General features: G+C 65.1%; 25 protein-coding genes. 12 read left to right on the top strand and 13 right to left on the bottom strand.

Features of this window, described 5'->3' with window-relative positions; translation table 11 throughout:
- Nucleotides 1–9: 9 nt before the first annotated feature.
- Nucleotides 10–1,392 (bottom strand): cation:dicarboxylate symporter family transporter, encoded by a 1,383-nt coding sequence (locus A5724_RS10155; protein WP_067800212.1) that lies wholly within the window; start codon nucleotides 1,390–1,392, stop codon nucleotides 10–12.
- Nucleotides 1,393–1,900: 508 nt separating this feature from the next.
- Between A5724_RS10155 and A5724_RS10150 the strand changes: the two genes are divergently transcribed.
- The gene (locus A5724_RS10150) at nucleotides 1,901–2,785 is read left to right on the top strand and encodes an alpha/beta fold hydrolase (protein ID WP_067800211.1); all 885 of its coding nucleotides are present in this window, start codon (nucleotides 1,901–1,903) and stop codon (nucleotides 2,783–2,785) included.
- On the opposite strand, the gene A5724_RS33675 is transcribed toward A5724_RS10150, so the two are convergent.
- Nucleotides 2,782–3,387 (bottom strand): DUF4352 domain-containing protein, encoded by a 606-nt coding sequence (locus tag A5724_RS33675; RefSeq protein ID WP_156752222.1) that lies wholly within the window; start codon nucleotides 3,385–3,387, stop codon nucleotides 2,782–2,784. The two genes, A5724_RS10150 and A5724_RS33675, sit on opposite strands and share 4 nt — an antisense overlap.
- Before the next feature lie 67 nt (nucleotides 3,388–3,454).
- Here A5724_RS33675 and A5724_RS10140 point away from each other — a divergent pair, with 67 nt between their 5' ends.
- Entirely contained in the window at nucleotides 3,455–5,005 is a 1,551-nt protein-coding gene (locus A5724_RS10140; RefSeq protein ID WP_067800208.1) for a sensor histidine kinase, read from the top strand.
- A complete protein-coding gene (locus A5724_RS10135) occupies nucleotides 5,002–5,691 on the top strand; it encodes a response regulator (RefSeq protein ID WP_197518607.1) in 690 nt (229 codons plus the stop codon). The genes A5724_RS10140 and A5724_RS10135 overlap by 4 nt, the downstream gene beginning before the upstream one ends.
- 30 nt (nucleotides 5,692–5,721) lie before the next feature.
- Here A5724_RS10135 and A5724_RS10130 read toward each other — a convergent pair whose 3' ends face one another.
- The 6 genes from A5724_RS10130 to A5724_RS10105 all read right to left on the bottom strand — a co-directional run bounded on the left by A5724_RS10130 (nucleotide 5,722) and on the right by A5724_RS10105 (nucleotide 11,849).
- Nucleotides 5,722–6,765 (bottom strand): YncE family protein, encoded by a 1,044-nt coding sequence (locus A5724_RS10130; RefSeq protein ID WP_067800202.1) that lies wholly within the window; start codon nucleotides 6,763–6,765, stop codon nucleotides 5,722–5,724.
- A gap of 506 nt (nucleotides 6,766–7,271) precedes the next feature.
- Entirely contained in the window at nucleotides 7,272–8,432 is a 1,161-nt protein-coding gene (locus tag A5724_RS10125) for a M20 family metallopeptidase (protein WP_067800200.1), read from the bottom strand.
- Entirely contained in the window at nucleotides 8,429–9,097 is a 669-nt protein-coding gene (locus A5724_RS10120) for a DUF1028 domain-containing protein (protein WP_067800197.1), read from the bottom strand. The genes A5724_RS10125 and A5724_RS10120 overlap by 4 nt, the downstream gene beginning before the upstream one ends.
- Nucleotides 9,094–9,537, bottom strand: a complete 444-nt coding sequence (locus A5724_RS10115) for a RidA family protein (protein ID WP_067800194.1) — start codon at nucleotides 9,535–9,537, stop codon at nucleotides 9,094–9,096. The genes A5724_RS10120 and A5724_RS10115 overlap by 4 nt, the downstream gene beginning before the upstream one ends.
- On the bottom strand, nucleotides 9,534–10,808 hold the full coding sequence (locus A5724_RS10110; RefSeq protein WP_067800193.1) for an NAD(P)/FAD-dependent oxidoreductase: 1,275 nt from the start codon (nucleotides 10,806–10,808) through the stop codon (nucleotides 9,534–9,536). Before A5724_RS10110 ends, A5724_RS10115 begins: the two co-directional genes overlap by 4 nt.
- Before the next feature lie 72 nt (nucleotides 10,809–10,880).
- Complete coding sequence (locus tag A5724_RS10105) at nucleotides 10,881–11,849, bottom strand: LysR family transcriptional regulator (RefSeq protein ID WP_067800461.1); 969 nt, start codon at nucleotides 11,847–11,849, stop codon at nucleotides 10,881–10,883.
- Between the two features lie 93 nt (nucleotides 11,850–11,942).
- Here A5724_RS10105 and A5724_RS10100 point away from each other — a divergent pair, with 93 nt between their 5' ends.
- Complete coding sequence (locus A5724_RS10100; RefSeq protein ID WP_067800189.1) at nucleotides 11,943–13,394, top strand: cytosine permease; 1,452 nt, start codon at nucleotides 11,943–11,945, stop codon at nucleotides 13,392–13,394.
- Nucleotides 13,395–13,543: 149 nt separating this feature from the next.
- On the opposite strand, the gene A5724_RS10095 is transcribed toward A5724_RS10100, so the two are convergent.
- On the bottom strand, nucleotides 13,544–13,729 hold the full coding sequence (locus tag A5724_RS10095) for a hypothetical protein (RefSeq protein ID WP_067800187.1): 186 nt from the start codon (nucleotides 13,727–13,729) through the stop codon (nucleotides 13,544–13,546).
- A gap of 218 nt (nucleotides 13,730–13,947) precedes the next feature.
- On the opposite strand from A5724_RS10095, the gene A5724_RS10090 reads away from it, so the two are divergent.
- Both A5724_RS10090 and A5724_RS10085 read left to right on the top strand, forming a co-directional pair.
- On the top strand, nucleotides 13,948–14,187 hold the full coding sequence (locus A5724_RS10090; RefSeq protein WP_067800185.1) for a hypothetical protein: 240 nt from the start codon (nucleotides 13,948–13,950) through the stop codon (nucleotides 14,185–14,187).
- A gap of 26 nt (nucleotides 14,188–14,213) precedes the next feature.
- Nucleotides 14,214–14,954, top strand: a complete 741-nt coding sequence (locus A5724_RS10085; protein ID WP_067800459.1) for a DUF427 domain-containing protein — start codon at nucleotides 14,214–14,216, stop codon at nucleotides 14,952–14,954.
- Here the strand turns inward: A5724_RS10085 and A5724_RS10080 are convergent.
- Both A5724_RS10080 and A5724_RS10075 read right to left on the bottom strand, forming a co-directional pair.
- A complete protein-coding gene (locus tag A5724_RS10080) occupies nucleotides 14,951–15,979 on the bottom strand; it encodes an esterase family protein (RefSeq protein WP_067800182.1) in 1,029 nt (342 codons plus the stop codon). The genes A5724_RS10085 and A5724_RS10080 overlap by 4 nt on opposite strands.
- A gap of 66 nt (nucleotides 15,980–16,045) precedes the next feature.
- A complete protein-coding gene (locus A5724_RS10075; protein ID WP_232004770.1) occupies nucleotides 16,046–18,004 on the bottom strand; it encodes a DUF4185 domain-containing protein in 1,959 nt (652 codons plus the stop codon).
- A gap of 275 nt (nucleotides 18,005–18,279) precedes the next feature.
- Here A5724_RS10075 and A5724_RS10070 point away from each other — a divergent pair, with 275 nt between their 5' ends.
- Nucleotides 18,280–18,612 (top strand): hypothetical protein, encoded by a 333-nt coding sequence (locus A5724_RS10070; protein WP_067800176.1) that lies wholly within the window; start codon nucleotides 18,280–18,282, stop codon nucleotides 18,610–18,612.
- Nucleotides 18,613–18,735: 123 nt separating this feature from the next.
- Nucleotides 18,736–19,257 carry an HPP family protein gene (locus tag A5724_RS10065; protein ID WP_067800172.1) on the top strand — a complete coding sequence of 174 codons (522 nt, stop codon included), beginning with the start codon at nucleotides 18,736–18,738 and terminating at the stop codon, nucleotides 19,255–19,257.
- 1 nt (nucleotide 19,258) lies between these two features.
- Here A5724_RS10065 and A5724_RS10060 read toward each other — a convergent pair whose 3' ends face one another.
- Nucleotides 19,259–20,125 (bottom strand): N-acetylmuramoyl-L-alanine amidase, encoded by an 867-nt coding sequence (locus A5724_RS10060; RefSeq protein WP_067800169.1) that lies wholly within the window; start codon nucleotides 20,123–20,125, stop codon nucleotides 19,259–19,261.
- A 161-nt stretch (nucleotides 20,126–20,286) separates the two neighbouring features.
- Nucleotides 20,287–20,502, bottom strand: coding sequence for a hypothetical protein (locus A5724_RS10055; RefSeq protein WP_067800165.1), 216 nt, complete (start codon nucleotides 20,500–20,502; stop codon nucleotides 20,287–20,289).
- 15 nt (nucleotides 20,503–20,517) lie between these two features.
- Here A5724_RS10055 and A5724_RS10050 point away from each other — a divergent pair, with 15 nt between their 5' ends.
- From A5724_RS10050 to A5724_RS10035, 4 genes are all read left to right on the top strand, one after another.
- Complete coding sequence (locus A5724_RS10050) at nucleotides 20,518–21,894, top strand: alpha/beta hydrolase-fold protein (protein ID WP_067800160.1); 1,377 nt, start codon at nucleotides 20,518–20,520, stop codon at nucleotides 21,892–21,894.
- A gap of 82 nt (nucleotides 21,895–21,976) precedes the next feature.
- The gene (locus A5724_RS10045) at nucleotides 21,977–22,633 is read left to right on the top strand and encodes a hypothetical protein (RefSeq protein WP_232004769.1); all 657 of its coding nucleotides are present in this window, start codon (nucleotides 21,977–21,979) and stop codon (nucleotides 22,631–22,633) included.
- Between the two features lie 134 nt (nucleotides 22,634–22,767).
- Complete coding sequence (locus tag A5724_RS10040) at nucleotides 22,768–23,862, top strand: LLM class flavin-dependent oxidoreductase (protein WP_067800157.1); 1,095 nt, start codon at nucleotides 22,768–22,770, stop codon at nucleotides 23,860–23,862.
- A complete protein-coding gene (locus tag A5724_RS10035) occupies nucleotides 23,859–24,503 on the top strand; it encodes an FMN reductase (protein ID WP_067800154.1) in 645 nt (214 codons plus the stop codon). The genes A5724_RS10040 and A5724_RS10035 overlap by 4 nt, the downstream gene beginning before the upstream one ends.
- The last annotated feature ends 11 nt before the right edge of the window (nucleotides 24,504–24,514 follow it).

The raw sequence follows: 24,514 nt of genomic DNA, 5'->3' as shown, positions 1-24,514 counted from the left end.
TCGCACGCCCTACACCGGCACAGGGATTCGCTCCTGCGTCGGCTCTGCGGCGTGCGGCGCGCGATCGTCGTCAACCATGGTGAGTTCGTCGAACGGGTCGGATCCACCCAGAACGGCGTTCACCCTGTCCCGGTCGATCGTCTTGGTCCAGGCACCCACCAACACCGTCGCGACCGCGTTACCCGAGAAGTTCGTCACCGCGCGCGCCTCCGACATGAACCGGTCGATGCCGACGATCAGGCCGACGCCGTCGAGCAGGTCCGGGCGGTGGCTCTGCAGCCCCCCTGCCAGCGTGGCCAGCCCCGCGCCGGTGACACCGGCGGCGCCCTTGGACGCGACGATCATGAAGACCAGCAGGCCGATCTGCTGACCCACGGACAGCGGCGCGCCCAGCGCATTGGCGATGAACAGCGACGCCATGGTCAGGTAGATGGCCGTGCCGTCCAGGTTGAACGAGTAGCCGGTCGGCACCACGACACCGACGGTGCTGCGGTCGACGCCGAGATGCTCCATCTTGGCGATCAGCCGCGGTAGCGCCGACTCCGACGACGAAGTGGAGAAGATCAGCAGGTACTCGCGGGCCAGGTAGCGCACCAGCTTGAAGATCGAGACGCCGGACACCACCCGCAGCAGCACACCAAGCACGCCGAACACGAACAGCACGCACGTCACGTAGAACCCGAGCATCAGCGTCAACAACTGGGTGACCGCGGTCCAGCCGGTCTGGCCGACGACATTGGCGATCGCGCCGAACGCGCCGATCGGGGCCAGCCACAGGATCATCACCAGGACCTTGAAGACCAGCTTCTGCAGATACTCGATGCCGCGCAGGATCGGCTCACCGGTGCGGCCCATCGCCTGCAGCGCGAACCCGACGAGCAGCGCCACGAACAGCGCCTGCAGCACACTGCCTGCGGTCAGCGACGAGAACAGGGTCTCCGGAATGATGCCCTGCACGAAGTCCATCAGACCGCCGGCCTCGTGCGCCTTCTCGGCGAGTTCGGCGCCCTTACCCGCGGCGCTCTCGGTCAGATGCATGCCGCTGCCGGGGTGGATCAGGTTGCCGACCACCAGGCCGATCGCCAGCGCGAACGTCGACATCACCAGGAAGTAGACGAACGCCAGGCCGCCCACCTTGCCGACGGTGGCGGCTTTGCGTACCGACCCGATGCCAAGCACGATCGTGCAGAAGATGACCGGCGCGATCATCATCTTGATCAGGTTGACGAACATAGTGCCGAGCACGCCGACGCTCTTGCCGACCTCGGGGGCCACCAGACCCACGACGATGCCTGCCAGCACCGCGACGATGACGGCGATGTAGAGCCAGTGGGTGCGGTCGCGGCGGCGCGGCGGCTCGTCTACCGGCGGCCTGTCCAGTTGCGTGGTCACGGTCGTTCCCTCCAAGCAGATCCGAAAAGTGGTCTGCAAGGACTCTCGGCCAGATGGTGAGCCAGGTCACGTTTTAGTTCATTAAGTTCGCGCCGCCGAAACTCCGGGCCAGAGGGCATCGGCACGCGTAAGGACCAATACCCCAGCACCGCAAAGGGTTCGCCACAAAAAGAAGCGGGGGCCGGTCGGTGTCACCAGCCCCCGCTTCCCGCCCGCCCGTTAGACTGCGTGCGACCGCCCTACCACTCCGGCGGCCGCAGGGCACAACGCGAAAAGCGCAGCGTGGCCAGCCCGCGGTGCGTCCGCCGGGTATCCGACGCGGAACCACGCGGCGACTTCATTCAGCATTGCGGTCATTTCGATATCCCTTCGCGAGGTTGGTTCTTCGGTCTGCACAAGACGCTATGGACTCGCAGCGCCGGTGGCTCGGTCGTGCGCACAACCCGCGTAACAGCCATTTTCCGAGTTTTGCGCATTGTGCTCGCTGCGTCGTCCTAGCCTGTGCAACGTGGACGAGTCGGTTACCGAAGTCACCCTCCCCGACGGCCGTCGGCTGTCATGCCTCGAAGTGGGAGATCGAAATGGGCCGCTCGTCCTGCACAACCACGGCGGGCCCAGCAGCCGGCTCGAGGCCCACCTCCTCGCAGATTCAGCGGCCAACAATCGGCTGCGACTGGTCTGCGTCGATCGGCCGGGCATGGGCCAGTCGAGTCCGCAGAAGCAACGCAGCTACTCCGGCTGGGCCGACGACCTCGTCGCAGTCGCCGATCAACTGGGATACCGCGAATTCGGAGTGACGGGCTGGTCCGAGGGCGGCCCATGGGCCCTGGCGGCTGCCGCCTACATCGATCCGGCCCGCCTTCGCCACGTCAGCAGCATCGCTCCGGGAAGCTACGGGGCGTTCGGCGACAACTCTGCGGCGCAATATCTTTCGAAGATCGACGCGCTGGGTGCAAGCCTGGCATTGCGTTTCAAACCTGGCTTCCGGCTCATGTACGCCATGCTCGGCGTGTCCGCGAAACGCTTCCCCGCCGGCTTCGTCAAGCAGATCCGCAACAACCTCAACGACTACGACCGTAAACTCTTGCTTCAACCAGACATCGCGGCAGGCTTCGCCGACGCGTGCGCCGAATGCTTCGCACACGGCTGTGACGGACTTGTGCGCGACGCCGAAGTGCTCTATCGCCGTTGGTCTTTTGATGTCTCTGTGATCAACCGTTCTGTGCACATGTGGCAGGGACTCGACGACCGACTGGTGCCCGACCCCATCAACAAGGCAGTGGCTGACTCCATGTCGGGTGCGGTGTGGCATCCCGTCGAAGGCGCAGGCCATTTCGTCGCCATCGGGTCCGGCGACGAAATCTTTGCCATCGCGGCCGAGGAACTCGGCTAGGGGTGCGCGACGACGGTGATGCCTGCGGACACCGCAGCGTCGTGCAGTTCGATGTGGTCGACGGCGGCGTTCCCCGACGGCACTTGAAACGCCAGCACGACGGTTGCCGACTTGCCGGGATCCAGTTTCACACTCGTCGTGCCCGCCTTGGCCGCGGCGGCCTTATCGGGCATGAACCACTGCCCGCCGATCCACAATCGCTGGTTGTCGGTCCAGAACACCGCGTGGCGGTTGCCCGCGTTCTTCACTGTGAGGTGGACGTTGACGGTCCGCTGCGCGGTGTCGACGCCAGTGACGACGAACGCCAGGTTGCCGTCGCGGCCTTCCTGGTTGAGTCGCACCTCGACCGGTTTCTGCGGCGCTGGCGCTGACTCACTCGACTGGTTCGATGTCGATTTCTGAATGGCCTTTTGGCCGACCGCTGACATGTAGAGGAGGCCCACGGCCGCGGCGATGACGCCGAAGATGATGGCGGCGACCGTCCAACGCGAACCCGAGCGCCGCTGTGGCGGGAACTGCCATTGCGTACCGTCCCAATAGGCCTGGCCAGGCACACCTCGAGGATCTGGGTACCAGCCTGGCGGCTGCGGAGGTGGCCACATAGCCGCCGATGCTATCCACGCGCGCCGATCCTCCGCGATCGGCCCGACGGGCGGCGAAGATGAATCCGTGAACCGACGGCGGCCCTGGTCTCTGGCGACCCAGGCGATCGCGCTGCAGATCCTGGTGATCGCGGTGGTGGTGCTGGTCGGCAGTGCGCTGGCTTTGGTCGACGCCCGCAACGACGGGGACGCCGCCGCGCGTCAGCAGGTGCTCGGCATCGCCACCGCGCTGGCCGACTCGCCGTCGACGGCAACTGCGATCGAATCGGGAAGAGCGACCGAGACTTTGCAGCCCGTCACCGAGGCCGTCCGGATGAACACCGATATCGCGTTCATCACAATCATGGCGCCGGACCGCACCCGCTTCACTCACACCGACCCGACCCAGATCGGCCTGAAATACATCGGCACCATCGAACCCGCGCTGCGCGGCGAAACGTTCACCGAGGTGTACACGGGCACGCTGGGCCCGTCGATCCGCGCGGTGGCGCCCGTGCGCGACGGCACCGGCCGCATCGTCGGGCTGGTGTCGGCGGGCATCCTGCAGCAGAGCCTGGCCGACCGCTGGCGCTCGCAGATCCCGATCATCGTCGCGGCCAGCCTCGCCGCGCTGGCGATCGCGCTGGTGGGGGTGTGGGCCATCCGGCGCCGGTTGTTGCGGCAGACACACGGCCTGCGCCCCGGCGAGCTGCGGGTGATGTACGAACACCACGACGCGATCCTGCATTCGGTGTCCGAGGGACTGATCGTGTTGAACCGCAACGGTGTCGCGCTGGTCAACGACGAAGCCCGCAGGCTGCTCGGGCTGCCGCCCGGCCCCGTCGCGCAAGCGGACCTGCCGCAGTTCCTGCGCAGCTACAACCCGGGTGCGCGTGACGAGGTGCACGTGACCGACGATCGGGTACTGGTGGTCAACCGCTCCCCTGTCACGGACGGACCGAACGAGTCCGAAGTCGTCACCATCCGCGATCGCACCGAATTGCAGGGCGCCCTAGGCGAACTCAACTCGCTGAAGGTGCTGACCGACTCGCTGCGATCGCAGGCACACGAGGCGGCCAACAAACTGCACACGATCGTCACGATGGTCGAGATGGGCCGGGCCGACGAAGCGGTCAAGTTCGCGACCAATGAATTGGCGCTGTCACAACAACTCGTGGACCGGTTGTCCGAGGCCGTCGGTGAGCCCGCCCTGGTCGCGCTGCTGCTCGGCAAGACCGCGCAGGCCGACGAGCGCGGCATCGAGTTGACCGTCACCGAGGAGACGCATCTGCCGTCGAATTCCGACGAACTCGCCCTGACAGCGCAGGAGATGGTCACCGTGCTCGGCAACCTGATCGACAACGCAATGGACGCCTGCGACCGCGACAATCCCTGGGTAGAGGTGACCGTCGCCCAGCACAACGGCACACTGCTGATGCGGGTGGCCGACAGCGGGCCAGGCATGAATGCGGAAACGTTCGAAAAGGCTATGCAGCGCGGCTATTCGACGAAGGGCTCGGATCCCGAACAGCACGGCCTAGGGCTGGCCCTGGTGGCGCAAGTGGTGAAGCGCCACCACGGGACGTTGAGTGCCGACGTGACATACGGCTCGGTGGTGACGGTGACGGTGACATCGTGATCAGCGTCCTGATCGTCGAGGACGAGCCGCTGATCGCCGAGGCGCACCGGACGTATCTTGGTCGGCTGCAGGGATTTTCGGTGGCCGCGGTGGCGCACACCGCACGCGATGCCATGCGGGCCGCATCGGAGGCGGTGGCCTCCGAGACGCCGATCGATCTGGTGCTGCTCGACATCGGGCTGCCCGACGCGAACGGCATCGCACTGGCATCGGGACTGTCTGGGCTGCGTCCCGCGCCCGACATCATCGCGATCACCTCCGAACGCGACCTGGAGATGGTGCGCGCCGCGGTCGGCCACGGCGCGTTGGCGTATCTGCTGAAGCCGTTCACCTTCGCGGCCTTCCGCGACCGGTTGGAGCGCTACCAGCGCTACCGCGAGGCCCTGCCCGCGGGCACCGACGCGGCCAGCCAGGCCGAGGTCGACCGGGCACTGGCCGAATTACGGGTCAGCTCCGACAAATCCGCCGCCCCGAAGGGTGCGGCGCCGGGCACCAACGACGAGATCGCCCGCGCCGTAAGGGATTCCGCCGAGGGCATCACCGCCGACGCGGTGGCCAAACAGGTCGGTGTGTCGAGAGTGACCGCCTGGCGCTACCTGGAGCGGCTCGCCGACGAGGGCACCGTCGTCCGGCAGACCGACTACGGCAAGGCCGGGCGACCAAAGACCCGCTACACCTGGCGTTGAGCCCCGTGCGGTCGCTCGCGAAGGGAGTGACTAGCCGGCAGCCGGCAACAGTTGCGCGATCGGCTCGGTGGCCACCAGTTGCGAATACAGCTGCGGCAGCGTCGATGCAACGGCGAACACGCTGACAGTGCCCGCGTAGTCGGCGATCACGAGCCGGTCACCGTCGGAATCGACTGCCACACAAGAGGGGCGGGCTCCGACGGTGATATCGGTGACGATGTCGTGCGACAGCGTGCAGACTACCGCGACGCGGTCGTAGTCGACCACGTAGGCACGGGTCTTGTCCGGTCCAAGCACCATCTGGGTCGGCGCGCCGATGCCCAGTTCGATGATGTCGGTGACATAGCTGCTCGACATGTCGACGACGCTGATCGCACCGCCGTGGGTGCGATCGGAAGTCAGGACGTACACACTGCCGTCAGCGAAGGCGATGTCGCGGATGGGGGCGCCGACCGACACCTTGCGGTCGACGCGGGTGGTTTCGGCGTCGATGACGACGAGTTGGCTCCCGCGGACGTCGGTGGTGGCGACATACAGCCGCTTACCGCTCGGATCGACCATGACAGCGTCGATACCGATGCCCCCGCCCGCCGCGACGTCGATGGTGCCCACCCGCTCGGCGGTGGTGTCGATGACCGCGACGTCCACATGGTCATCGGCGGTCCTGCCGGCGTAGACCCGCTTACCGTCCGGGCTGATCGCCAGCGCCGTGATGCCGAACGCCAACGGATAGGTCGCGATGACGGTCCCGGCGGTCGTGTCGATCACCGAGACGATGTCGTGGTTCTCGGTCGAGGTGCTGACGTAGGCGCGGTCGTTCGAGAGAACGACGCCGAACGGCTCACCGGGGACGCCGATGGTCTTCTCGACGGCCATGGTGTGGGGGTTGAGGAATGAGACGCTGTCGTCGCCGTAGTTGGTGACGACGACGACGTCGCCCGTCGCGATGCCGCCGATCGGGCCGCGCTGAACCGCGACCGTGCCTACAAGTTCGGCGTGCGGGTCCTCGATCGACTCAGCATTCACATGCGACTCGCTAATGCCCTTGGGCAACAAAAAGTTAGCCATCTTCATAGGTACCTCCGCCGGTATGGCGTGCACCGGCCCTAGATTTCACGTCTATCAGCGCCTGTTCAGCGCGATCTGAAACGAGTCTAGCGACGGAAATGTGTGTTACGGCCGGGTGACTTCGTCGATCCGCAGAAATACCGCCGATCCTCTCAGACGGCGCTTAGGAAACTCTTCGTTATGTAGTCGTTACGTTTGACCGGCAATCCAACTCACCCTGTCAACATGCATATTCGTCGCCCTGGCAATCGGTTAGAGATCAATTGCCGACAACGCTTCGGTAACGCTTTCTTATGTTTGCGGGCGAAAGTGAGCCGTAGATCACACCCGACACGCCAGCAAACTTCGCGCCGGCGCTCACCCGTCCCTCACCTGTGCGTGACCGCCCAGCCGCCGGCGCCATGGGAAACGATCCGCGGCCTCCGCGGTGTTAGCTGGATCACAAGCGTTCACATTTAGTTCAGCCGCCACAGTCAGGTCTTGACCACAGCTGCGCCGTTCGCCAGCGTTCTTCACGCAGCGCCGATGAGCCGGCTTCGGGTGCCGGAGTCGGACGCAACATCGAGAAGCGTGAGCGCAAGTGCACAGGCGCCGTCCACCGTTGCGCGATCGGCCGCCGCTGTGACGGCAGCCGCCGCGAACTCGGGTTGATGATTGACCGCGGGCAAGGATCCGATGCCGATATAGGGGTGAATTGCCGGAATCTGTTGGGAAACGTTGCCCATGTCGGTGGACGCGCGATTCATCAACGAGTCCGGCCCGGTGGTGAAGTGCCTACCCAGCTGTTCGGCCCGGCTGACGTAGGCGGCTAGTAGGCCGTCATCGTTGCAGAACTCGGCGTACGGCTTGCTCTCCGGCGTAACGGTCAGTTCGCATCCGGTGGCCAACGCGCCGGCCGCGAAACAGCGGTTCACCCGCTCCTCGAGCTCGGCCAGTTCGGCCAGCGAAGAGGCCCGCACATACCAGCGGCCCTCCGTGCGTTGCGGAATCGCGTTGGGCGCCTCCCCTCCGTTCGTCATCAGCCCGTGTACCCGGGCATCGCCGGGGAGTTGCTGACGAAGCAGTCCGATCGCGACCTGGGCGATGGTGAAGGCGTCGGCGGCGTTGACACCCCGATCCGGATAGGCCGCTGCGTGCGCGGCCTTCCCGTCATAGCGAATGTGGTTGTGCGCCACCGCGTACGGCTCGGCGCGCGCGACGTCGACCGGACCGGGATGAAGCATCGCCGCGGCGTGCACCCCGGTGAAGCCGCCGCGATCGAGCATCTCGATCTTGCCGCCACCACCTTCCTCCGCCGGTGTGCCGAAGACGGTCAGCGTGATCCCGAGGTCGTCGACATACGGTCCGAGCGCTATCGCGCTTCCGGTCGAGATGGCCGCGATGATGTTGTGCCCGCACGCATGTCCTAGACCGGGGAGCGCGTCGTACTCGGCGCACACGGCAAGGTGCAGCGGTCCGGTGCCGCGGCGCGCGGCGAACGCGGTCGGCAGCCCGGTGTAGTCGGCTTCCACGGTGAAACCGGCATGGTCGAGATCTTCGGCGACCCGCGCGCACGATCGCACTTCCTCCCAGGCGATTTCGGGGTGTGCGTGCAGATCGTGCGACAGTGCGAGGATGCGCTCGGCCGTGCTGGCGCATGCCGCGCGGACGGCGTCCTCGAGGGTGGCGGTCATAGGTCGCCCGGCACGCCGTAGGACGGTGCGACAGTGGGATCGAGGCCGCGGGTGCGGTAATCGCTCTTCTGGGGTTCCCAGATGGCCCACAACCGCTGCAGTTCGCCGACCGGGTCATCGTGCCAATCCACTCGCAGGTCCGTCACCGGCCACGGCACATCCTCGGTGACCTGCAGACCCGCCGAATGCACCGGGCCCGCTTCACCGCCTGCGGCACTGGCCGCCATCAGGCTCTCGAGCAATCGTCGCTCCAACGTCGGCGCCGTCGAACCGAGGTATCCGGCCAGCATCTCCTCGATGACGTTCTCGCTGCGGAGCATGTTGCCTGCCGCGGCTACGTCTTTCGCGATAGCCGCGTGGTGTGTGCCGAGCGCTTTGCCACCGGTGTACACACCGGCACCGCCGGTTCGACCGACGACGACCAACTGGCGATGAGCGTGGTGCGGGTCGGCGGCCACCGCGGCAACCAGAGCCGATTGTGCGTTCGCACCGCCGGCCAGTGCGTCGAGCGCGACGACACCCAGGTGTGGATTGGTGACGTTCTGGCTGGCGACGGCGCCGACGCCGGCACGCAGATGCGCGCAGCGAGAAGCGACGGCAGGACTCGACGAACAGATGACCATGCCGAATGCGGAGCCGTCGCGGACGACGAGCGAGAACGTCATGATGCGTCGTCCTGCTGGCTGATCACCGCCGTGGCGTCGATTTCCACCAGCCATTCGGGGCGGGCGAGCGCGTCGACCACCACGCCGGTCGACACCGGATACACACCCTTGAGCCAGCGTCCCATCACGCGGTACACCGATTCGCGGTAACGGATGTCGACGAGATACACCGTGACCTTGACGATGTCCTCCAGCCGACTGCCTGCCTCGTCGAGCAGCATCGCGATGTTGCTCATCGCTTTCTCCGCTTGCGCTTCGACGTCACCGATGCCCACCGATTCCCGCGTATCGAGATCCTGGCCGATCTGGCCGCGCAGGTAGACCACGCCTCCTGCCACGACGGCTTGGCACAGGTCGTTGTCGAGGTTCTGTTCCGGGTAGGTGTCTTTGGTGTTGAACGGGCGGATCCGGGTGTGCGTGGTCGGTCGCGGTGTACTCATTTGTCCGCCGCCTGACCCACCAGTTCGGCACCGGTGTAGCGGAGATAGCTGCGCTGAATGGCGATCTGGTCGGCGAGGTATCGGGCGTCGTGCCACACGCCCCAGATGAAACTGGATCCGCGCCGGGACAGCCACGGTAGCCCGAGGAAATAGACCCCGGGCTCGCAGGACACCCCGCGTTGGTGGCGTGGTCTTCCGTTCTCGTCGAATGCGTCAACCTCGAGCCAGCTGTAGTCACTTTCGAAACCGACTGCCCACACGATGGATTGCACGTCGGCGGCGGCGAGGTCGAGTTCGAGAATCGGATTTTTCATGCAGTCAGGGTCCGGGCCCAGAACGCGAGCCTGCGGTTCCTCGGGAAGATCGAGGCCGTTTCGGGCGATATAGGCGTCGGCCTCGGCGAGGATGTTCAGGTAGTTCGCGTCGCCTTTTTCGATGTTGGCCCGAAGGTCCGGTGCGAAATGCATGATCCCGTCGGTGTATTCGCCGGCGAGGCCGAGCAGCGTGACGCCGCTGGACGCGAGAGCACGAAAGTCGACTGTGTGTCCGCCGTGTGCGCCGCTGACCGCGATGGTGACGTGCTCCGCGCCGCGCGGCGGCGCCGATGCGTCCCACTTGCCGAGTACGCCCAGCCACCAACAAAAGTCGCGACCGCGATAGCTTCGCGGCGGCCGGTCGTGTGGCCCGACCGCGAGGTACACCTTGCGGCCCGCGTCGTGGAGTTCGTCGGCGATCTGCACTCCCGACGAACCCGCTCCGACGACCAGGACGGCGCCGTTCGGCAGTTGCCGCGGATTGCGGTACTCGCTGGAGTGAATCTGACGCACTGGCGCGGTGTCGGGGACGACGTTCGGGATGATCGGTTTTTGAAATGCTCCGGTTGCCGCCACCACATAGCGCGCCTCGATGACCCCGTCGGAGGTTTCGGCGTGAAACCCCATGCGGCCTTCGACCTTTCGCACCGACGTCACCTCCACCCCGGTGCGGATCGGCGCGTCGATCTTCTCTGCGTAGGCGACGAAGTAGTCCGCGACTTGCTCCTTCGTGGCGAACGCGTCGGGTTCGATGTTGAACTCCTGACCGGGGAACCGGTCGTGCCATGCGGGGCCGTTGGCCACCAGCGAGTCCCACCGCGAGGTGCGCCACCGCTCGGCAATGCGGTCGCGTTCGACCACCAGGTGCGGTATGCCCTGCGCGCTGAGGTGCTCGCTCATCGCGATCCCGGCCTGCCCGGCGCCGACGACGAGAACCTCTATCTCCTGGCTCGACATTGCTCCATGATTCAGTCGCCACCTGCATCTGTACAGCGCATAGATTCGATGCACGACATCTGTAAAACCGATCTAGCGGCGTCCGGTTGATGCTCGCCACCTTCCGACGTGGTCCTGACAGATCTGAACCATCGCCCGCGCTCGGGCCGTCAACCGGACCCCGCGCATGTATACGGCCACCATGTTGAGCGCGGGGACCTCGTCGCGAATATTCAATGCCACGACTTGTCCGCCGTCATAGGTCAAGTCGTGTGTCGGAACCTGATTGAGGATCGCGAATCCGTGCCCGTGAGCGACCATCGCCCGCGCCGTTTCGAAACCGGTCGTCCTGTGCTTGATGCGCGGAGCCAGCCCGGTCGAGGACACGATCGAGCTCATGTAGTTCGCGGTACTCGGCAGGTCCAGGATCACCATCGGTTCGTCCGCCAACTCTTTCAACGACACTTGTCGACGGCGGGCGAGTCGATGCTGGGCTCCCACCAGAACGTAGGGCCGGACTTCGTTGACTATTTCGTAGTCGAGATCCTCGTCCAGGTCGTAGCCGTACATCAGTGCGACTTCGCATCGCCCCTGCCGAAGCAACTGGATCAGCTTCGCGTGCTCGGCTTCCACCACCTGCACATCGACTCCAGGATGCTGCTCCTCGTAGGCGGCCAGCAGGCGCGGCAACTCGAACGGGCCGAGCGTGCTGAAGCAGCCGAAGCTCAAGGCGCCTGTCAGCGACTCACCAGCTGAGCGCGCGGCTTCGGCGAGATCGTGGGTATGTGCCAACAGTCCGCGAACTTCGCGATGAAATGCCTCACCGGCCGCGGTCAGCGTGAGACCACGGGCGTGATGGCGGATCAGGAGTTGAACGCCCAACTCCTTTTCGAGTTGCGCGACCGCGGTCGAGACTGCCGACTGCGAGACGATCAACGCCTTCGCCGCCGCCGTCATGCTCTGATGCTCGGCAGCGGCGGCGAAATATCGGAGCTGGGTCAACGTGAACGCCGGCTCCGTCACCGCGTCCCCGGCATTCCACTCATCATCTGATTTTCGCATGCAGATGATCGAAAACATGCGTTTGACCAATGGTGTGACGAGGCGCACGCTTTCCCCACGGTGCAGCGATGCGAAATGGATTGGAGACCAACGATGAGTGGCACTGTCCCCGCCGGCGCGCCAGACACCACCTCGCCTCGTCCACTCCTCGAATCGCGCAGTGTCGACTTCATCCCGCACGATGAGCGCCACGGTCACCCCCGCAGCCTTGCCAGCCTCTGGTTCGGCGCCAACGCCATGGGCGTCACGCTGCTCACCGGTTCGCTGGCCATCCTCACCGACCTGAGCCTGTTGTGGTGTGTCGTGGCCATCGCGGTCGGCACGCTGATCGGTGCGGTGTTCGTCGCATACCACTCAGCCCAAGGGCCCGTCCTCGGACTTCCTCAGATGATTCAAAGCCGCGCCCAGTTCGGCTTCTTTGGCGCCAACATCCCGATGCTGGTCGTCGTGGCGATGTATCTCGGGTTCTTCGGCGGAGGGGCCGTGTTGGCCGCTCAGGCGATGTCCGAATTGTTGGGTGTGAGCACAAGATTCGGGATCTTCACCACGTCGTTGGCGTCGGTGGTCCTGGTCATCTTCGGCTACGACGTGCTGCACAAGGTCGCCAAGGTGATCACGCCGCTGTTCATCGCGACCTTCGGCGTTCTGACGATCGTGTTGGCCACGCACTGGCCGGGCAGCGGGACGCGCGCGGTGGCCCACGGCGGGTTTTCGGTCACCGGTTTCTTTTTCATCCTCGGCGTCGTGGCCGCCTATCACATCACCTACGGCCCCTATGTCGCCGACTATTCGCGCTACCTACCGGCGGGCACGAGCCATCGGGCCACCTTCTGGTACACGTACATCGGCATCGCCGCCGCCGGAATCTGGATCATGACGTTGGGCGCCGCGCTCCAGATCGCCTACAGCAAGCTCTCCATCGTGGAAGCGCTGTCAGCGTCGGCCGACACCGCGGGCGGTTGGCTTCGAATCCTCGCGCTTGTGGTGCTGATCGTCGGGGTGGTCAACATCGACGCGCTGAACATCTACGGCGCCGCCATGTCCACCTTGACGATCCTCACCAGCTTCATGCGCACCTTGCGCGTCACCCGCGGATTTCGCGTCGGCTTCATGCTGGTCCTCGGGATGATCGGCACCGTGGGTGCGACGCTCGTCGCCGAAGATCTCATCTCGTCCTACGAGGACTTCATCTTCTTCCTGATCACATTCCTGGTGCCGTGGTCGGCGATCAACTTGGCCGACTTCTACCTGATCAGCCGCGGTCAATACGACATCGCCGACCTGTTCGAACCAGAGGGCCGCTACGGGAAGTTCAACGGGCCCGGACTGATCGCCTACGGCGTCGGTTGCCTGGCCCTGGCGCCCTTCATATCGACCACGTTCTGGACGGGACCGATCGCCACGGCAATCGGGTTCGACCTGTCGTGGCTGGTGGGTTTGGTTGTGCCGGCCCTGCTCTACGTAATCCTCTGCCGGTCACGGTATTTCAGCACGCGCGCGGTTCCAGCTGTGGGCGCCGCTACCGCTGTCGAGGCCACCAACTAGCTGCAAACAAGAGCTTGGATCGACGGCTACTAACCTGTCGGCGGTTGATCGCACGGAAGGCGAAGCCGTTGGCCACGGCGGCGATCACCTGCGCGGCGCCCGCTGGCACTGTAACGCCCAACCCGCGGCTTTATCGCAGGTCAGACACGCTATTTGCGGCGGCGCAGCGCACCCACGACCAGTGCGATCCCGATCAGCGCGACGATCGGCCCGATGATCGACCATGTCGTGGTGTTGCTCATCGGGCTGCCGCCGACGACGCCGAAACCCTGCAACGCCCACAGCGTGCCGAACAATAAAACGACGACGCCGATGACGGCGGTGGCAATGCGCATTCCCCCACTCTAGGTGCGCGGACGACGACCGTACCGATCGCTACGAACCTGGGAACTCGCTGCGAGCGTTGACCTGCGGGAGGGGAAGGACCCGGCGAAGAGTACTGCGTACTCGTCGTCGCGGAAACGGACGCCATCGACTCCGCAGCCGGCGCAGGCCGGTGAAACCGGTCCGCTCTTTCGCTTCCCATCCGCACTGAAGTTGACAAGCGTCCGAAATGACTTGCGGCAGATTTCTTTTTGAGCGTCCTGTCGGTTCGCGGCTGATCGGCTCAGCCCTGGTTCCGCCGACCGGCGACGGCGCGCCCGCGACGCTGGCGCTGCCCGTGATCCCGAGCACCGCGGGTAGCTTCATCGGCGACTTCATCGCCATCTTCATCAGCAACGGCGACGAGCCCGGCGAAAACGGCGGGCAGCGGCAGCGACGGGTGACCGCAGTCGTCATGATGGAGGTGTGAGCGACACATCCACCGACTATCCGCAGATGGCCGCGGCCCGCGGACGCGTCGAGCCGGCACCGCGACGGGTCCGCGGCTTCCTCGGTAATCAGCTGGTCTTCGATACGACCTCGGCGCGCTATGTCTGGGAGTTCCCGTACTACCCGCAGTACTACATCCCGCTCGCCGACGTGCGGGCCGAGTTCCTACGCGACGAAAACCACCCGCAGCGGGTGCAACTCGGGCCGTCGCGCACGTTCTCGTTGGTCGACGACGCCCAGACCCACGAGTCTGCGGCGCGCGTGTTCGACGACGGTGACGGACCGGTGGCCGGACTGGTGCGCTTCGAGTGGGACCGACTGCACTGGTACGAGGAGGATGAGCCGATCTGGGGGCATCCCCGTAATCCCTACGTTCGGGTGGATGCGCTTCGGTCACACCGTCATGTCACGGTCGCGCTGGACGGCGTGTTGCTCGCCGAAACGGGCAGTCCGGTGCTGGTGTTCGAAACAGGTTTGCCGACAAGATATTACATCGACCGCACCGACGTCGCCTTCGAGCATTTGGAGCCGTCGGACACCCAGACGCTGTGCCCGTACAAGGGCGTGACGTCGGGCTACTGGTCAGTGCGGGCGGGCGATGCCGTTCATCGCGACCTCGCGTGGACCTACGACTACCCGCTGCAAGCGGTCGCGCCGGTCACGAGCATGGTCGCCTTCTACAACGAGAAGCTCGACATCACCGTCGACGGTGTGCAACTCCCGCGCCCGCGCACGCACTTCGGCTAGCCCGCCGGAGCCACAGCCGGAGCCGGAACGGGTGCCGGAGCCGCAACCGGAGGCGGAGGGGGCGGTGGGGCGCTGATGATGCGCACCAGGTCCGGCTTCATGGCCTGCAGTTGTGAACCCCAGTACCCCCAACTGTGGGTGCCGTCTGTCGGGAAGTGGAACACGGCGTTGCGACCGCCCGCCGCGAGATACTTCTGCTGAAACTCCTTGTTGGTCGACAACGTTATGTTCTCCAGCACCTGCGCACTGTATTGATTGCCGAAGTTCGCGCCGTCGTCCAGTTCCGAGGTGACACCGTTGCCGCAGTAGATCCACAGCGCGGTGTTGTTGGCCACCAATGTGTTGATATTGACCATCGGATCGTTGCGGCGCCAAGCGATGTCGGATGTCGGCCCCCACATGTTCGCGGCGCTGTAGCCCCCCGCATCCTTCATCGCGAACCCGATCAGCGTGGGCCACAACCCCATCGACGGGTTCAGATAACCGGACAACGAACTGGCGAAGATGAACTGCGCCGGATGCCAGATCGCCAGCGTCAACGCGGCACTGCCCGACATCGAAAGCCCCACAACGGCGTTTCCTGTCGGCGCCTGCGCCTTATTGGCCGCGAGCCAGGCAGGCAATTCCTGTGTCAGGAACGTCTCCCATTTGTAGGTCAGCGTGCCCGAATTCCCGGTGGCGGGCTGATACCAGTCCGAGTAGAAGCTGGACTGCCCGCCGACGGGCATGATGACCGAGACGCCGGATTGGTAGAACCACTCGAAGGCCGCGGTGTTGATGTCCCAACCGTTGGCGTCGTCCTGAGCCCGAAGCCCGTCGAGCAGCAGGACGGAATGCGGCCCACCGCCCTGGAACTGCACCTTGATGTTGCGCCCCATCGACGGTGAGGGCACCTCGAGATCCTCGACGGGCAGCCCCTGGCGTGAATACGCCGCGGCCGTCGGTGTGCCAACTGCGATCGAGGCGAATACCGGCAGCAGTGCCGCCAGGAGCACGCCGCAGATTCTGCCGAGCCGTAACGTCACGTCGGCAAGCTAGCAGCGGGATAGCGGCGTGGCGCCGCCGACGCGCTCCGGTTGACCGGCTTGTTATCAAACCTTGGTCAGGTCCGTGCGCATCAGCCTCACTTGGTAGTCACCCCACGTCGACAGGTTCCAATACAGGTATTGGCTTTCCGACTGCGGCAGATCGGCGGTGCCGGACCACGGATGGATCATCGGCGCGTACAAGCCCGGCACCTTCGTCGACGTCACCAGCGCCGTCGGCGCCGACCATGTCCCTTGCGGCGTATTCGATGTGCGCATCACGACGTTGTTGTTCTTGTCGGCGTAGAGCATCACGTACTTCTTCAAGTAGGGGTTGTACTGCACCGACATCTCACCGGCGCTGGGATATGTCGTCGACTTGAAGAAGCCGTAGAAACTGGTGGTGGTCCCCGGCAAGATCGGCTTGGCCGCCGACGGCTTGTTCGCCACCCATGATGACCCGTTCCAGTACTGATACTTCGTCTGGTCCATGATCTGGTACTGGTTCACCCGCGACACGTACACCGTGCCGTTACGGCCCGACGGCGTGCCGTACATGTAGACCCAGCCCTCGGCGGCTTCCTGCGAGCCCGCAGGCGGTTTGACGAATGCGTTCTGCTGGAAATTCTGGTTCCCCGAGACGTACGGCACCGTCGAGCGACCGGATGCGGCCGTGCGGATCGACGACGACGGCACCAGTTCGGATCGCCAATTCTGGCCGTTGTCATCGGAATACGCGATCCCCGAGTAGTTCGTCGTCCAGCTTCCCGGGGTGTCCCAGGACCTGACGGACATGAAGCTGATGTACTGCCGCGTCGCGCCGTTGGCGCCCGCACCGGGCACCGAGATCGCGGCGGTCGGAATGATCGTCACCTCCGGTCCGATGGCATACCGGGGGTGCCCGATGATCTCCCGCGAGAAGTTGGGGTCGCTCATCGGTGAACCGCTGTACATCCCCGGGTCATGCGGAATCCCGTCGGGGATGTACATGCCGTTGGACAGCGTCGTATCCGTGCTGCGGAACAGCGTGTTCATCCGCCAGATACCTGAGCGAACCGGGAAGCTGCTGCTGAACGTGTCACCGAATGCGATCAACACCTGGTGCTCGTTGACTTCGGTGGCCGGATCGTCTGCGATCCCGTTGTCCCACATGATGCCCAGGTCGGTTCCCCCGATGCCGAAACGCTTCTGCGTATCGTTCAAATTGCCTGCGCCAGTGACAAACTCGATGAATTGGGTGTTGCCGCTGACTGCCACGGGAGTCCGCGTGGTGGCGGGCTCCGACGTCACCGCCGCGGTCGGGACAAGCGCCAACGCGGCCGCCGGCGTTCCGGTGCTCGTCGTCCGCACGGCCGCGAGCGTCTGCTCCGTTTCTCGGCGCGCCCCCAGTGCGAGCAGCGCCAGTCCCAGTGGCGACCAACTCGGACCGCCCGGGGCGTTCGACGCCAGCGAGCCGAGACCGACAGCGGACAACACCTGAGAGACGATGCTGGACACCGCGCGCTGCACGAACGACGGCCGCGAAGTAGTTGCGACCTTGGGCCGGACTTCCTGAATCGCGACCACCGCGACGTCTGTGAATGTGACGGGCTCGGGGGCCGCCATGGTTCGCTGCACGACCGGCTGCTCATCGCTGGTGTCGCTGACCGGGGCAGTGGTGGCGAGGGCCGACGTGGGCGGCGCCTCGCTGACCGACGACTTTTTCGTGAGGTCGGTGGCCGGCTTCTTCGCGATGCGTATTTGGACATTCTTGGGTTTGTGCGATTTGCGTGTCGGCGGCGCATCCTTCGCATCGTCGACGTCGTCCGCTTCGGACCCCGCCGCCTTGGTTTCAGGTTCGGCGGCGGGCGTCGGCTCCACCTGCCCCTTCGGTTCGAGGCCGTCGGTGTCGACCTTGGTGCTCGATTCCGTGGTCGACGTCTTGGCAGGCGCCGACGTATCGGCCGACGTCGACGTATCCGATGGCGACGAACCCGTCGTCGACGGACTCGCCGAGGCAACGCCATTACCAGTAGCTACGGCCACGCCCACCCCCAGAGCCACGGCCAGCCCGCCAACGCGGCCTACATACGCGGATGCACCCATTGCTCCCCTAATTACTTCTGATGCATCCCCGACCCAGCGCCACTCTCGCATCCGCGGGGAACGAATGTGCGAAAACGGCAGAAATTCAACGCATCAGCGGTTTTGCGATCCATCTCTTCAGCAAACGAGCTTGGCAGTCCCCAAGGATCTGCCAAGGAGCCGGTTCCACACTGGGCAGCACGAGGCCAGACCGGCCCCGCTCAAGGAGCCGAAGAGTGACCCACACAGTTCTGTACTGCTACGTGATCGGCTGGGCCGTCACGTCGATCGGCCTGCCGCTGACCGCTCAGGGGCGCGCCGGTCGGGTGGGCATGGTCGTGGCAGCGGGCGCGGTGTGGCCACTGCTGGCGCTGGGGGCCGCGCAGTTCGCAACCGTCGCGCTGATCGCCGAGGTCGCCCGGGTTGGCAAGCGGAACCGGAAATCGCTAGACGACGAGTTCGAAGAGTTGCTCGCCGAGTGGGCTACCAGCGCCGAGCAGGCGCAAGATCGCCGGTTTGTCGCCACGACAAGGGGCGATAACCCCCGTGAATCAACTGCCGGAAGGTAACCGCAAACGCTGTCGACATCCGTTGCGCCACTTGATAACTAGCGTGAATCGCGGGATTGTTGCGGACAGGTAAACCGGCAACCTAACTTTCTCCAGGACGGCTTGACCATTCGGGAGGTTTCCGTGACGCAGGCCGAGGCGCCAGCCCCGACCAGTTCGCCCTGGTATGCGAGTTCAGCGCCGCCAAGGCAGGGATTCGTCGTCATCGTTGTCGAGACAGTCGTCAGTCTGGTGGCGCTGGGCATCGTGGCCGCGCTGACCGCGTTGACCCGCGAGCCGTGGCTGATTCCGCCTTTGGCGGCCAGCATGGCGTTGGTCATCGGTGGTGCACACTTCCCGCTTTCCCAACCGCGCAATGTGATCGGCGGTCACATGGCGTCCGCGATCGTCGGAGTGCTCGTCGGTGCGGTCGGCGTCAACGCGCTGTGGGGTGGCGCGCTTGCCGGTGCGCTGGCCCTGGGTGTGATGAAGCTGATCCGGATGCCGCATTCCCCCGCGGCGGCGACCGCGATGATCGGCGTGGCACCTGCCATACCGCGTTGGGAATTCGTGCTCCTCATCAGCACGGCGGCAACCATTCTGGTCGCCGTGGGCGTGGTGGGCAACAAGATCAACCGGGCGAAGTACCCGCACTACTGGTGGTGAGTCAGGCTGCCTGCACCGGCGGCACCAGCCGCAGCTTCATGGCGGCCGCGGTGAGCGGACCGACGACGCCGTCGACCTTCAAGCCACGGGTGCGGCGCTGAAACTCCCTGACCGCAGCCTCGGTCTGCGGGCCGTAGATTCCGTCGACGACGAGGTGTCCGGCGTACGCCGCGTAGTCCTCCTTGAGTTGACGCTGCAACTGCGCGACTTGCGGCCCCTCGGAACCGCGGAACAGCAGGACGTGGGCGTACTCGCCGACCGGCACCGGGGGTCTCGGCGTGGGCGCCGGCTTGTCGATCGCACCGATCTGGATCTGCACGTCGCCGCGCAGCAGGTCCATGTTGATCGCGCCCGGATCCCATTTGCCCTGTGAACGGCCCGCGTACTCCTTGTGACCGATGGTCCGACTGGAGTTCTGTGCCAGCCGGCGATTGATGGCGGCGCAACAACGCACCAGGGCGTCGTACTGTGCGTCCGGCCAGTTGGTGCGGTGCGGCGCGGTCGGGCTGGTTCCGCTGTTGGCGCATTCGATGCCGATCATGTGCCAGTTGCCCATGTTGGTCGGCAGCCACGGGTACATGCCGACACCGGCGTGCCATGCGACACCGACCGCGACGACGGTCACCGTGCCGTCACGCGCGAGATGCAGTTGCGACAACGGGCCGGGCAGGTCCGGTCTGCCGTTGGCGATGGACGCCGCGCTCGCGGTGTCGGATCCGGTGTGGTGCACCATGACGCCGCGGATGTCCTTGAAGTCGCCGTGCCCGCGATCGCGCCACCCCGGATACTCGACGAGCCGGACATTTTCGGCGCGTAGCACGTCGGCGAGCCACACCGGGTCGCCGGTCCACGGTCCTGTCTGAGCCACCGATTTCCCTTCTTGGACAACACACCGGCCTCAACGGCGAGCGTATCGGACAGGCACCGCGCGCAGGGATACCCGAGAAAGATGCTGTGCCTCAATCGTTTCGACAACTTTGCGATGGTTAGCTGTCGCCGACGAGGCAAACGTCGCCGGCACAGTCGCAGTCATGGCAGCCGTGCCTGTTCCCGAAAGTTGCTGAGTCGGCGAAACATTGCCGATGGTCGCTCCGGACATCCGAAATCAAGATCACTCAACGGCGTAACCGCCGAATCGCCGACGGTGTCGCAGTTTCCGGATAGGATTTCGGTCAGTTCGAGTGCCACGGATTGCTTCACAGCGAATCGCGACAGCACCACCTCGAGTGCCAGAGCCAGTGCCACAGAGAGAGCGAATCAATGGTCAGAACACACGCGGTTGTCGCCGGGGAAACGTTGTCGTCCTTGGCATTGCGCTATTACGGCGACGCGAATCTGTACCGGCTGATCGCCACCGCCAGCGGCATCCCGAATCCGAATTTGATCAACGTGGGGCAACGACTCGTGATGCCCGACTTCACCAGGTACTCGGTGGCTACGGGGGACACGCTGCCGGAGTTGGCGTCGAGGTTCTACGGTGACGCCGAACTGGACAAGTTGATCGCAGACGCCACCGGCATCGCCGAGTCGGGCCCCCTCAACGCTGGTCAGCAACTCATCATCCCGGACATCACCAGGTACACCGTTGCGCCCGGCGACACGTTGTCCGCCTTGGCGTTGCGCTTCTACGGGGACACCGCGTTCTATCCGCTGATCGCCGCTGTCAACGGGATCGCCGACCCCGCCGTCATCAACGTCGGGCACAAGCTGGTGATCTTCGTCGGCCGCAGCGACGGGTTCGGATTACGCATCGTCGACCGCAACGAGAACGATCCCCGGCTGTGGTACTACCGGTTCCAGACCGCGGCGATCGGCTGGAACCCCGGCGTCAACGTCCTGCTGCCCGACGACTACCGCACCAGCGGACGTACCTATCCCGTCCTCTACATGTTCCACGGCGGCGCGGCCGACTTCCGCCAGTTCGATTTCCTCGGGATCCGCGAGCTGACAGCCGGTAAGCCGATCATCGTCGTGATGCCCGACGGCGGGCAGGCAGGCTGGTACTCCAATCCGGTCACCTCGTTCGTCGGCCCGCGGAACTGGGAGACGTTCCACATCGCCCAACTGCTGCCCTGGATCGAGGCGAATTTCCGCACATACGCCGAGTACGACGGGCGCGCGGTCGGCGGGTTCTCGATGGGCGGGTTCGGCGCGCTCAAGTACGCGGCCAAGTACTACGGCCACTTCGCGTCGGTCAGCTCGCACTCCGGCCCGGCGAGCCTGCGGCGCGACTTCGGCCTGGTGGTGCACTGGGCCAACATCACCTCGGCGGTCCTGGACCTGGCCGGCGGCACGGTCTACGGCGCGCCCCTGTGGGACCAGGCGCGGGTCAGCGCCGACAACCCGATCGAGCGCATCGACAGCTACCGCAACAAGCGGATCTTCCTGGTCGCAGGCACCAGTCCGGATCCGCTCAACTGGTTCGACAGCGTCAACGAGACGCAGGTGCTCGCCGGTCAGCGGGAGTTCCGCGACCGGCTGAGGGCGGCCGGCATCCCGCATGAGCCGCACGAGGTGCCGGGTGGCCACATCTTCCGGCCGGACATGTTCCGCCTCGACCTCGACGGCATCATCGCGCGCCTGCGACCTGCGGCCGCCGGCGTGGCGCCAGGTCCCCCCGCGTCGATACAACCCTGACCAGCCATTCGGATCAGGTTGAGCCACTGGACATTTGACAGAACCGGTGAGAGTCGTGGCACCCGTCGACTACGTTCGCCTTGTGGAACCACCCCACACCTATCTGCGGGAAACCTCGTCGTCGGTAGTGCACCACCAGGATTATCTGAACCGCCGCGATGACCAGGCGCTCTGCGGGGCCGCTGTCGCGAATCCGACCCCGCTGGATCCGGCGGCCGGGCCGCCGGCACCGGTCTGCGCGGCCTGTGAGTCGAAGTTGGTCGAGTACCACCTCAGATGGTGGCGCGAGAGAGCCGAGACCGCCACGGCGGAACTGGAAGAGCTGCGTATCAAATACCGCGCGTTGGCAGGACCCGAAGACACCCCGCCCGCCGATGTGCCGGCCCAGGTGCACGGCGACGCCGAAGAGACACCGCTGACGCCTTTCCTCGCGCAGGCTCGCAAGGAACTGCTGGATCTGTGCCGACAGTTCGACGGCGCCGTCCCCTACTGGCGGGTCAAGAACTGTATGGACGCCTTCAGCGACAAGCTGGGTTCCGACGAGCGGGTGCTGCTGGCGCAGGAGATCGGTGCGGACGGCTCGTTGATCCGGTGGTGCACAGCGCACATCGAGAGCCTTGGATGGCAGGTGACGAACAACCCCGTCACCGGTGAGGCCGAGGACATGATGGAGGCCTGGACACATGACCTCTACCAGACGCCGAAGAAGACCAAGTGGCGGCTCGGCCGGGCCCGCTAGTACGACTCGGCGCTCGTTCGGTCAACGACTCCCCGCGCCCTTTGAGCCAGGCGTAACGTCTTCGCTGGCACCGTGGCCGCGTTGCCGTCGGATGCGCCGCATCCAAAAAGGGGCCGAGGGGCGTTTTGTCAGGCATGCAATTCGGGATTTTCACGGTCGGAGACGTCACGCAGGACCCGACGACCGGTGACACGCCCACGGAATCCGAGCGCATCAGGGCCACGGTCGAAATCGCGAAGAAGGCCGAAGAGGTGGGTCTCGACGTGTTCGCCACCGGCGAGCACCACAACCCGCCGTTCGTGCCGTCGTCGCCGACCACCCTGTTGGGCTACATCGCGGCGCAGACCGAGCGGCTAATCCTTTCCACCTCGACCACATTGATCACCACGAACGATCCGGTGAAAATCGCCGAGGATTTCAGTGTGCTGCAGCATCTGTCCGGTGGCCGGGTGGACGTGATGCTTGGCCGCGGCAACACCGGGCCGGTCTACCCGTGGTTCGGTCAGGACATCCGTGCGGCGATCCCGTTGACCGTCGAGCATTACAGGCTGCTGCGGCGACTGTGGCGAGAGACGGTCGTCGATTGGAGCGGGGAGTATCGCACGGCGCTGCAAGGCTTCACGCTGGCACCGCGACCGCTGGACGGCGTCCCGCCGTTCGTCTGGCACGGTTCCATCCGAACACCCGAGGTGGCCGAATTGGCGGCGTTCTACGGCGATGGTTTCTTCGCCAACCACATCTTCTGGCCTCCGTTGCACACCAAACGGATGGTGCAGTTGTATCGGCAGCGGTTCGAGCACTATGGACATGGCACCGCCGATCAGGCGATCGTCGGTCTCGGCGGACAGGTCTTCATGCGGCCGAACAGTCAGGACGCCGTCGCCGAGTTCCGGCCCTATTTCGACAACGCACCCGTCTACGGGCACGGCCCGAGTCTGGAGGAGTTCACCGCGCAGACCCCGTTGACCGTCGGTTCGCCGCAGCAGGTGATTGACCGAACGCTCGGTTTCAGGGAATACGCCGGCGACTATCAGCGGCAGTTGTTCCTCATCGATCATGCCGGACTGCCGTTGAAAGTGGTGTTGGAGCAACTCGATCTGCTTGGAGAACACGTAATTCCGGTGCTGCGCAAGGAACTTTCGGTCGGTCGACCGGACCATGTGCCCGACGCCCCTACCCACGCAGCGCTGGTCCAGGCGGCGGTCAGCGGCGAGGAAGTCCAGTCATGACGAAGTTGGCGGTGATCAGCGGCGGGTTGCGTGAACCGTCGTCGACCAGGCTGCTGGCCGACCGAATCACCGCGGCAGTCGAGGCAGCGTTGAGTGACCAGAACCTGGCCACCGATGCCTCCGTGATCGAGTTGCGCCCGCTCGCACGACCGATCATAGATGCAATGCTGACCGGATTCGCCTCTCCTGAACTGGAATCCGCCTTCGCGTCAATCACCGATGCCGACGGGGTGATCGCGGTGAGCCCGGCTTTCAACGCCTCCTATAGCGGGCTGTTCAAGTCCTTCTTCGATGTGCTGCCAGAGGAAGCGCTCTCGGACATGCCAGTGTTGATCGCAGCGACCGGCGGTACCGAGCGACATTCCTTGGTGCTGGAACACGCACTGCGGCCGATGTTTTCCTACCTACATGCGGTCGTGTCGCCCACGGGTGTTTACGCCGCGACTGACGACTTCGGTGCTCAGCAAGGGACGGCCGGCCTGTCCGAGCGGATCACGAAAGCCGCCGGGGACTTCACCCGGCTGTTGCAGGCGTGTGGTCCGCGAGCCCGCCGAGACGTATTCGATGAAGGCGTGACCGACATGGAACGCCTGCTGGCGGGCTGGCAGCCGCGGGGTGCAGGCGAAAGTGTCGAGGACTGAACGCTGGGCAC

Origin of the sequence: Mycobacterium sp. ACS1612 (assembly GCF_001667505.1) — a bacterium.
In the GTDB taxonomy this organism is placed as follows: Bacteria; Actinomycetota; Actinomycetes; order Mycobacteriales; family Mycobacteriaceae; genus Mycobacterium.
This window is presented reverse-complemented; position numbering and strand designations above follow the sequence as displayed.

Bases quoted from the DNA above. Each gene is read 5' to 3' on its own strand.
- A5724_RS33675 (WP_156752222.1), bottom strand. From the start codon at position 3,387: ATGTGGCCACCTCCGCAGCCGCCAGGCTGGTACCCAGATCCTCGAGGT.
- A5724_RS10130 (WP_067800202.1), bottom strand. From the start codon at position 6,765: ATGAAGATGGCTAACTTTTTGTTGCCCAAGGGCATTAGCGAGTCGCAT.
- A5724_RS10125 (WP_067800200.1), bottom strand. From the start codon at position 8,432: ATGACCGCCACCCTCGAGGACGCCGTCCGCGCGGCATGCGCCAGCACG.
- A5724_RS10120 (WP_067800197.1), bottom strand. From the start codon at position 9,097: ATGACGTTCTCGCTCGTCGTCCGCGACGGCTCCGCATTCGGCATGGTC.
- A5724_RS10115 (WP_067800194.1), bottom strand. From the start codon at position 9,537: ATGAGTACACCGCGACCGACCACGCACACCCGGATCCGCCCGTTCAAC.
- A5724_RS10110 (WP_067800193.1), bottom strand. From the start codon at position 10,808: ATGTCGAGCCAGGAGATAGAGGTTCTCGTCGTCGGCGCCGGGCAGGCC.
- A5724_RS10105 (WP_067800461.1), bottom strand. From the start codon at position 11,849: ATGCGAAAATCAGATGATGAGTGGAATGCCGGGGACGCGGTGACGGAG.
- A5724_RS10100 (WP_067800189.1), top strand. From the start codon at position 11,943: ATGAGTGGCACTGTCCCCGCCGGCGCGCCAGACACCACCTCGCCTCGT.
- A5724_RS10095 (WP_067800187.1), bottom strand. From the start codon at position 13,729: ATGCGCATTGCCACCGCCGTCATCGGCGTCGTCGTTTTATTGTTCGGC.
- A5724_RS10090 (WP_067800185.1), top strand. From the start codon at position 13,948: ATGACTTGCGGCAGATTTCTTTTTGAGCGTCCTGTCGGTTCGCGGCTG.
- A5724_RS10085 (WP_067800459.1), top strand. From the start codon at position 14,214: ATGGCCGCGGCCCGCGGACGCGTCGAGCCGGCACCGCGACGGGTCCGC.
- A5724_RS10050 (WP_067800160.1), top strand. From the start codon at position 20,518: ATGGTCAGAACACACGCGGTTGTCGCCGGGGAAACGTTGTCGTCCTTG.
- A5724_RS10040 (WP_067800157.1), top strand. From the start codon at position 22,768: ATGCAATTCGGGATTTTCACGGTCGGAGACGTCACGCAGGACCCGACG.
- A5724_RS10035 (WP_067800154.1), top strand. From the start codon at position 23,859: ATGACGAAGTTGGCGGTGATCAGCGGCGGGTTGCGTGAACCGTCGTCG.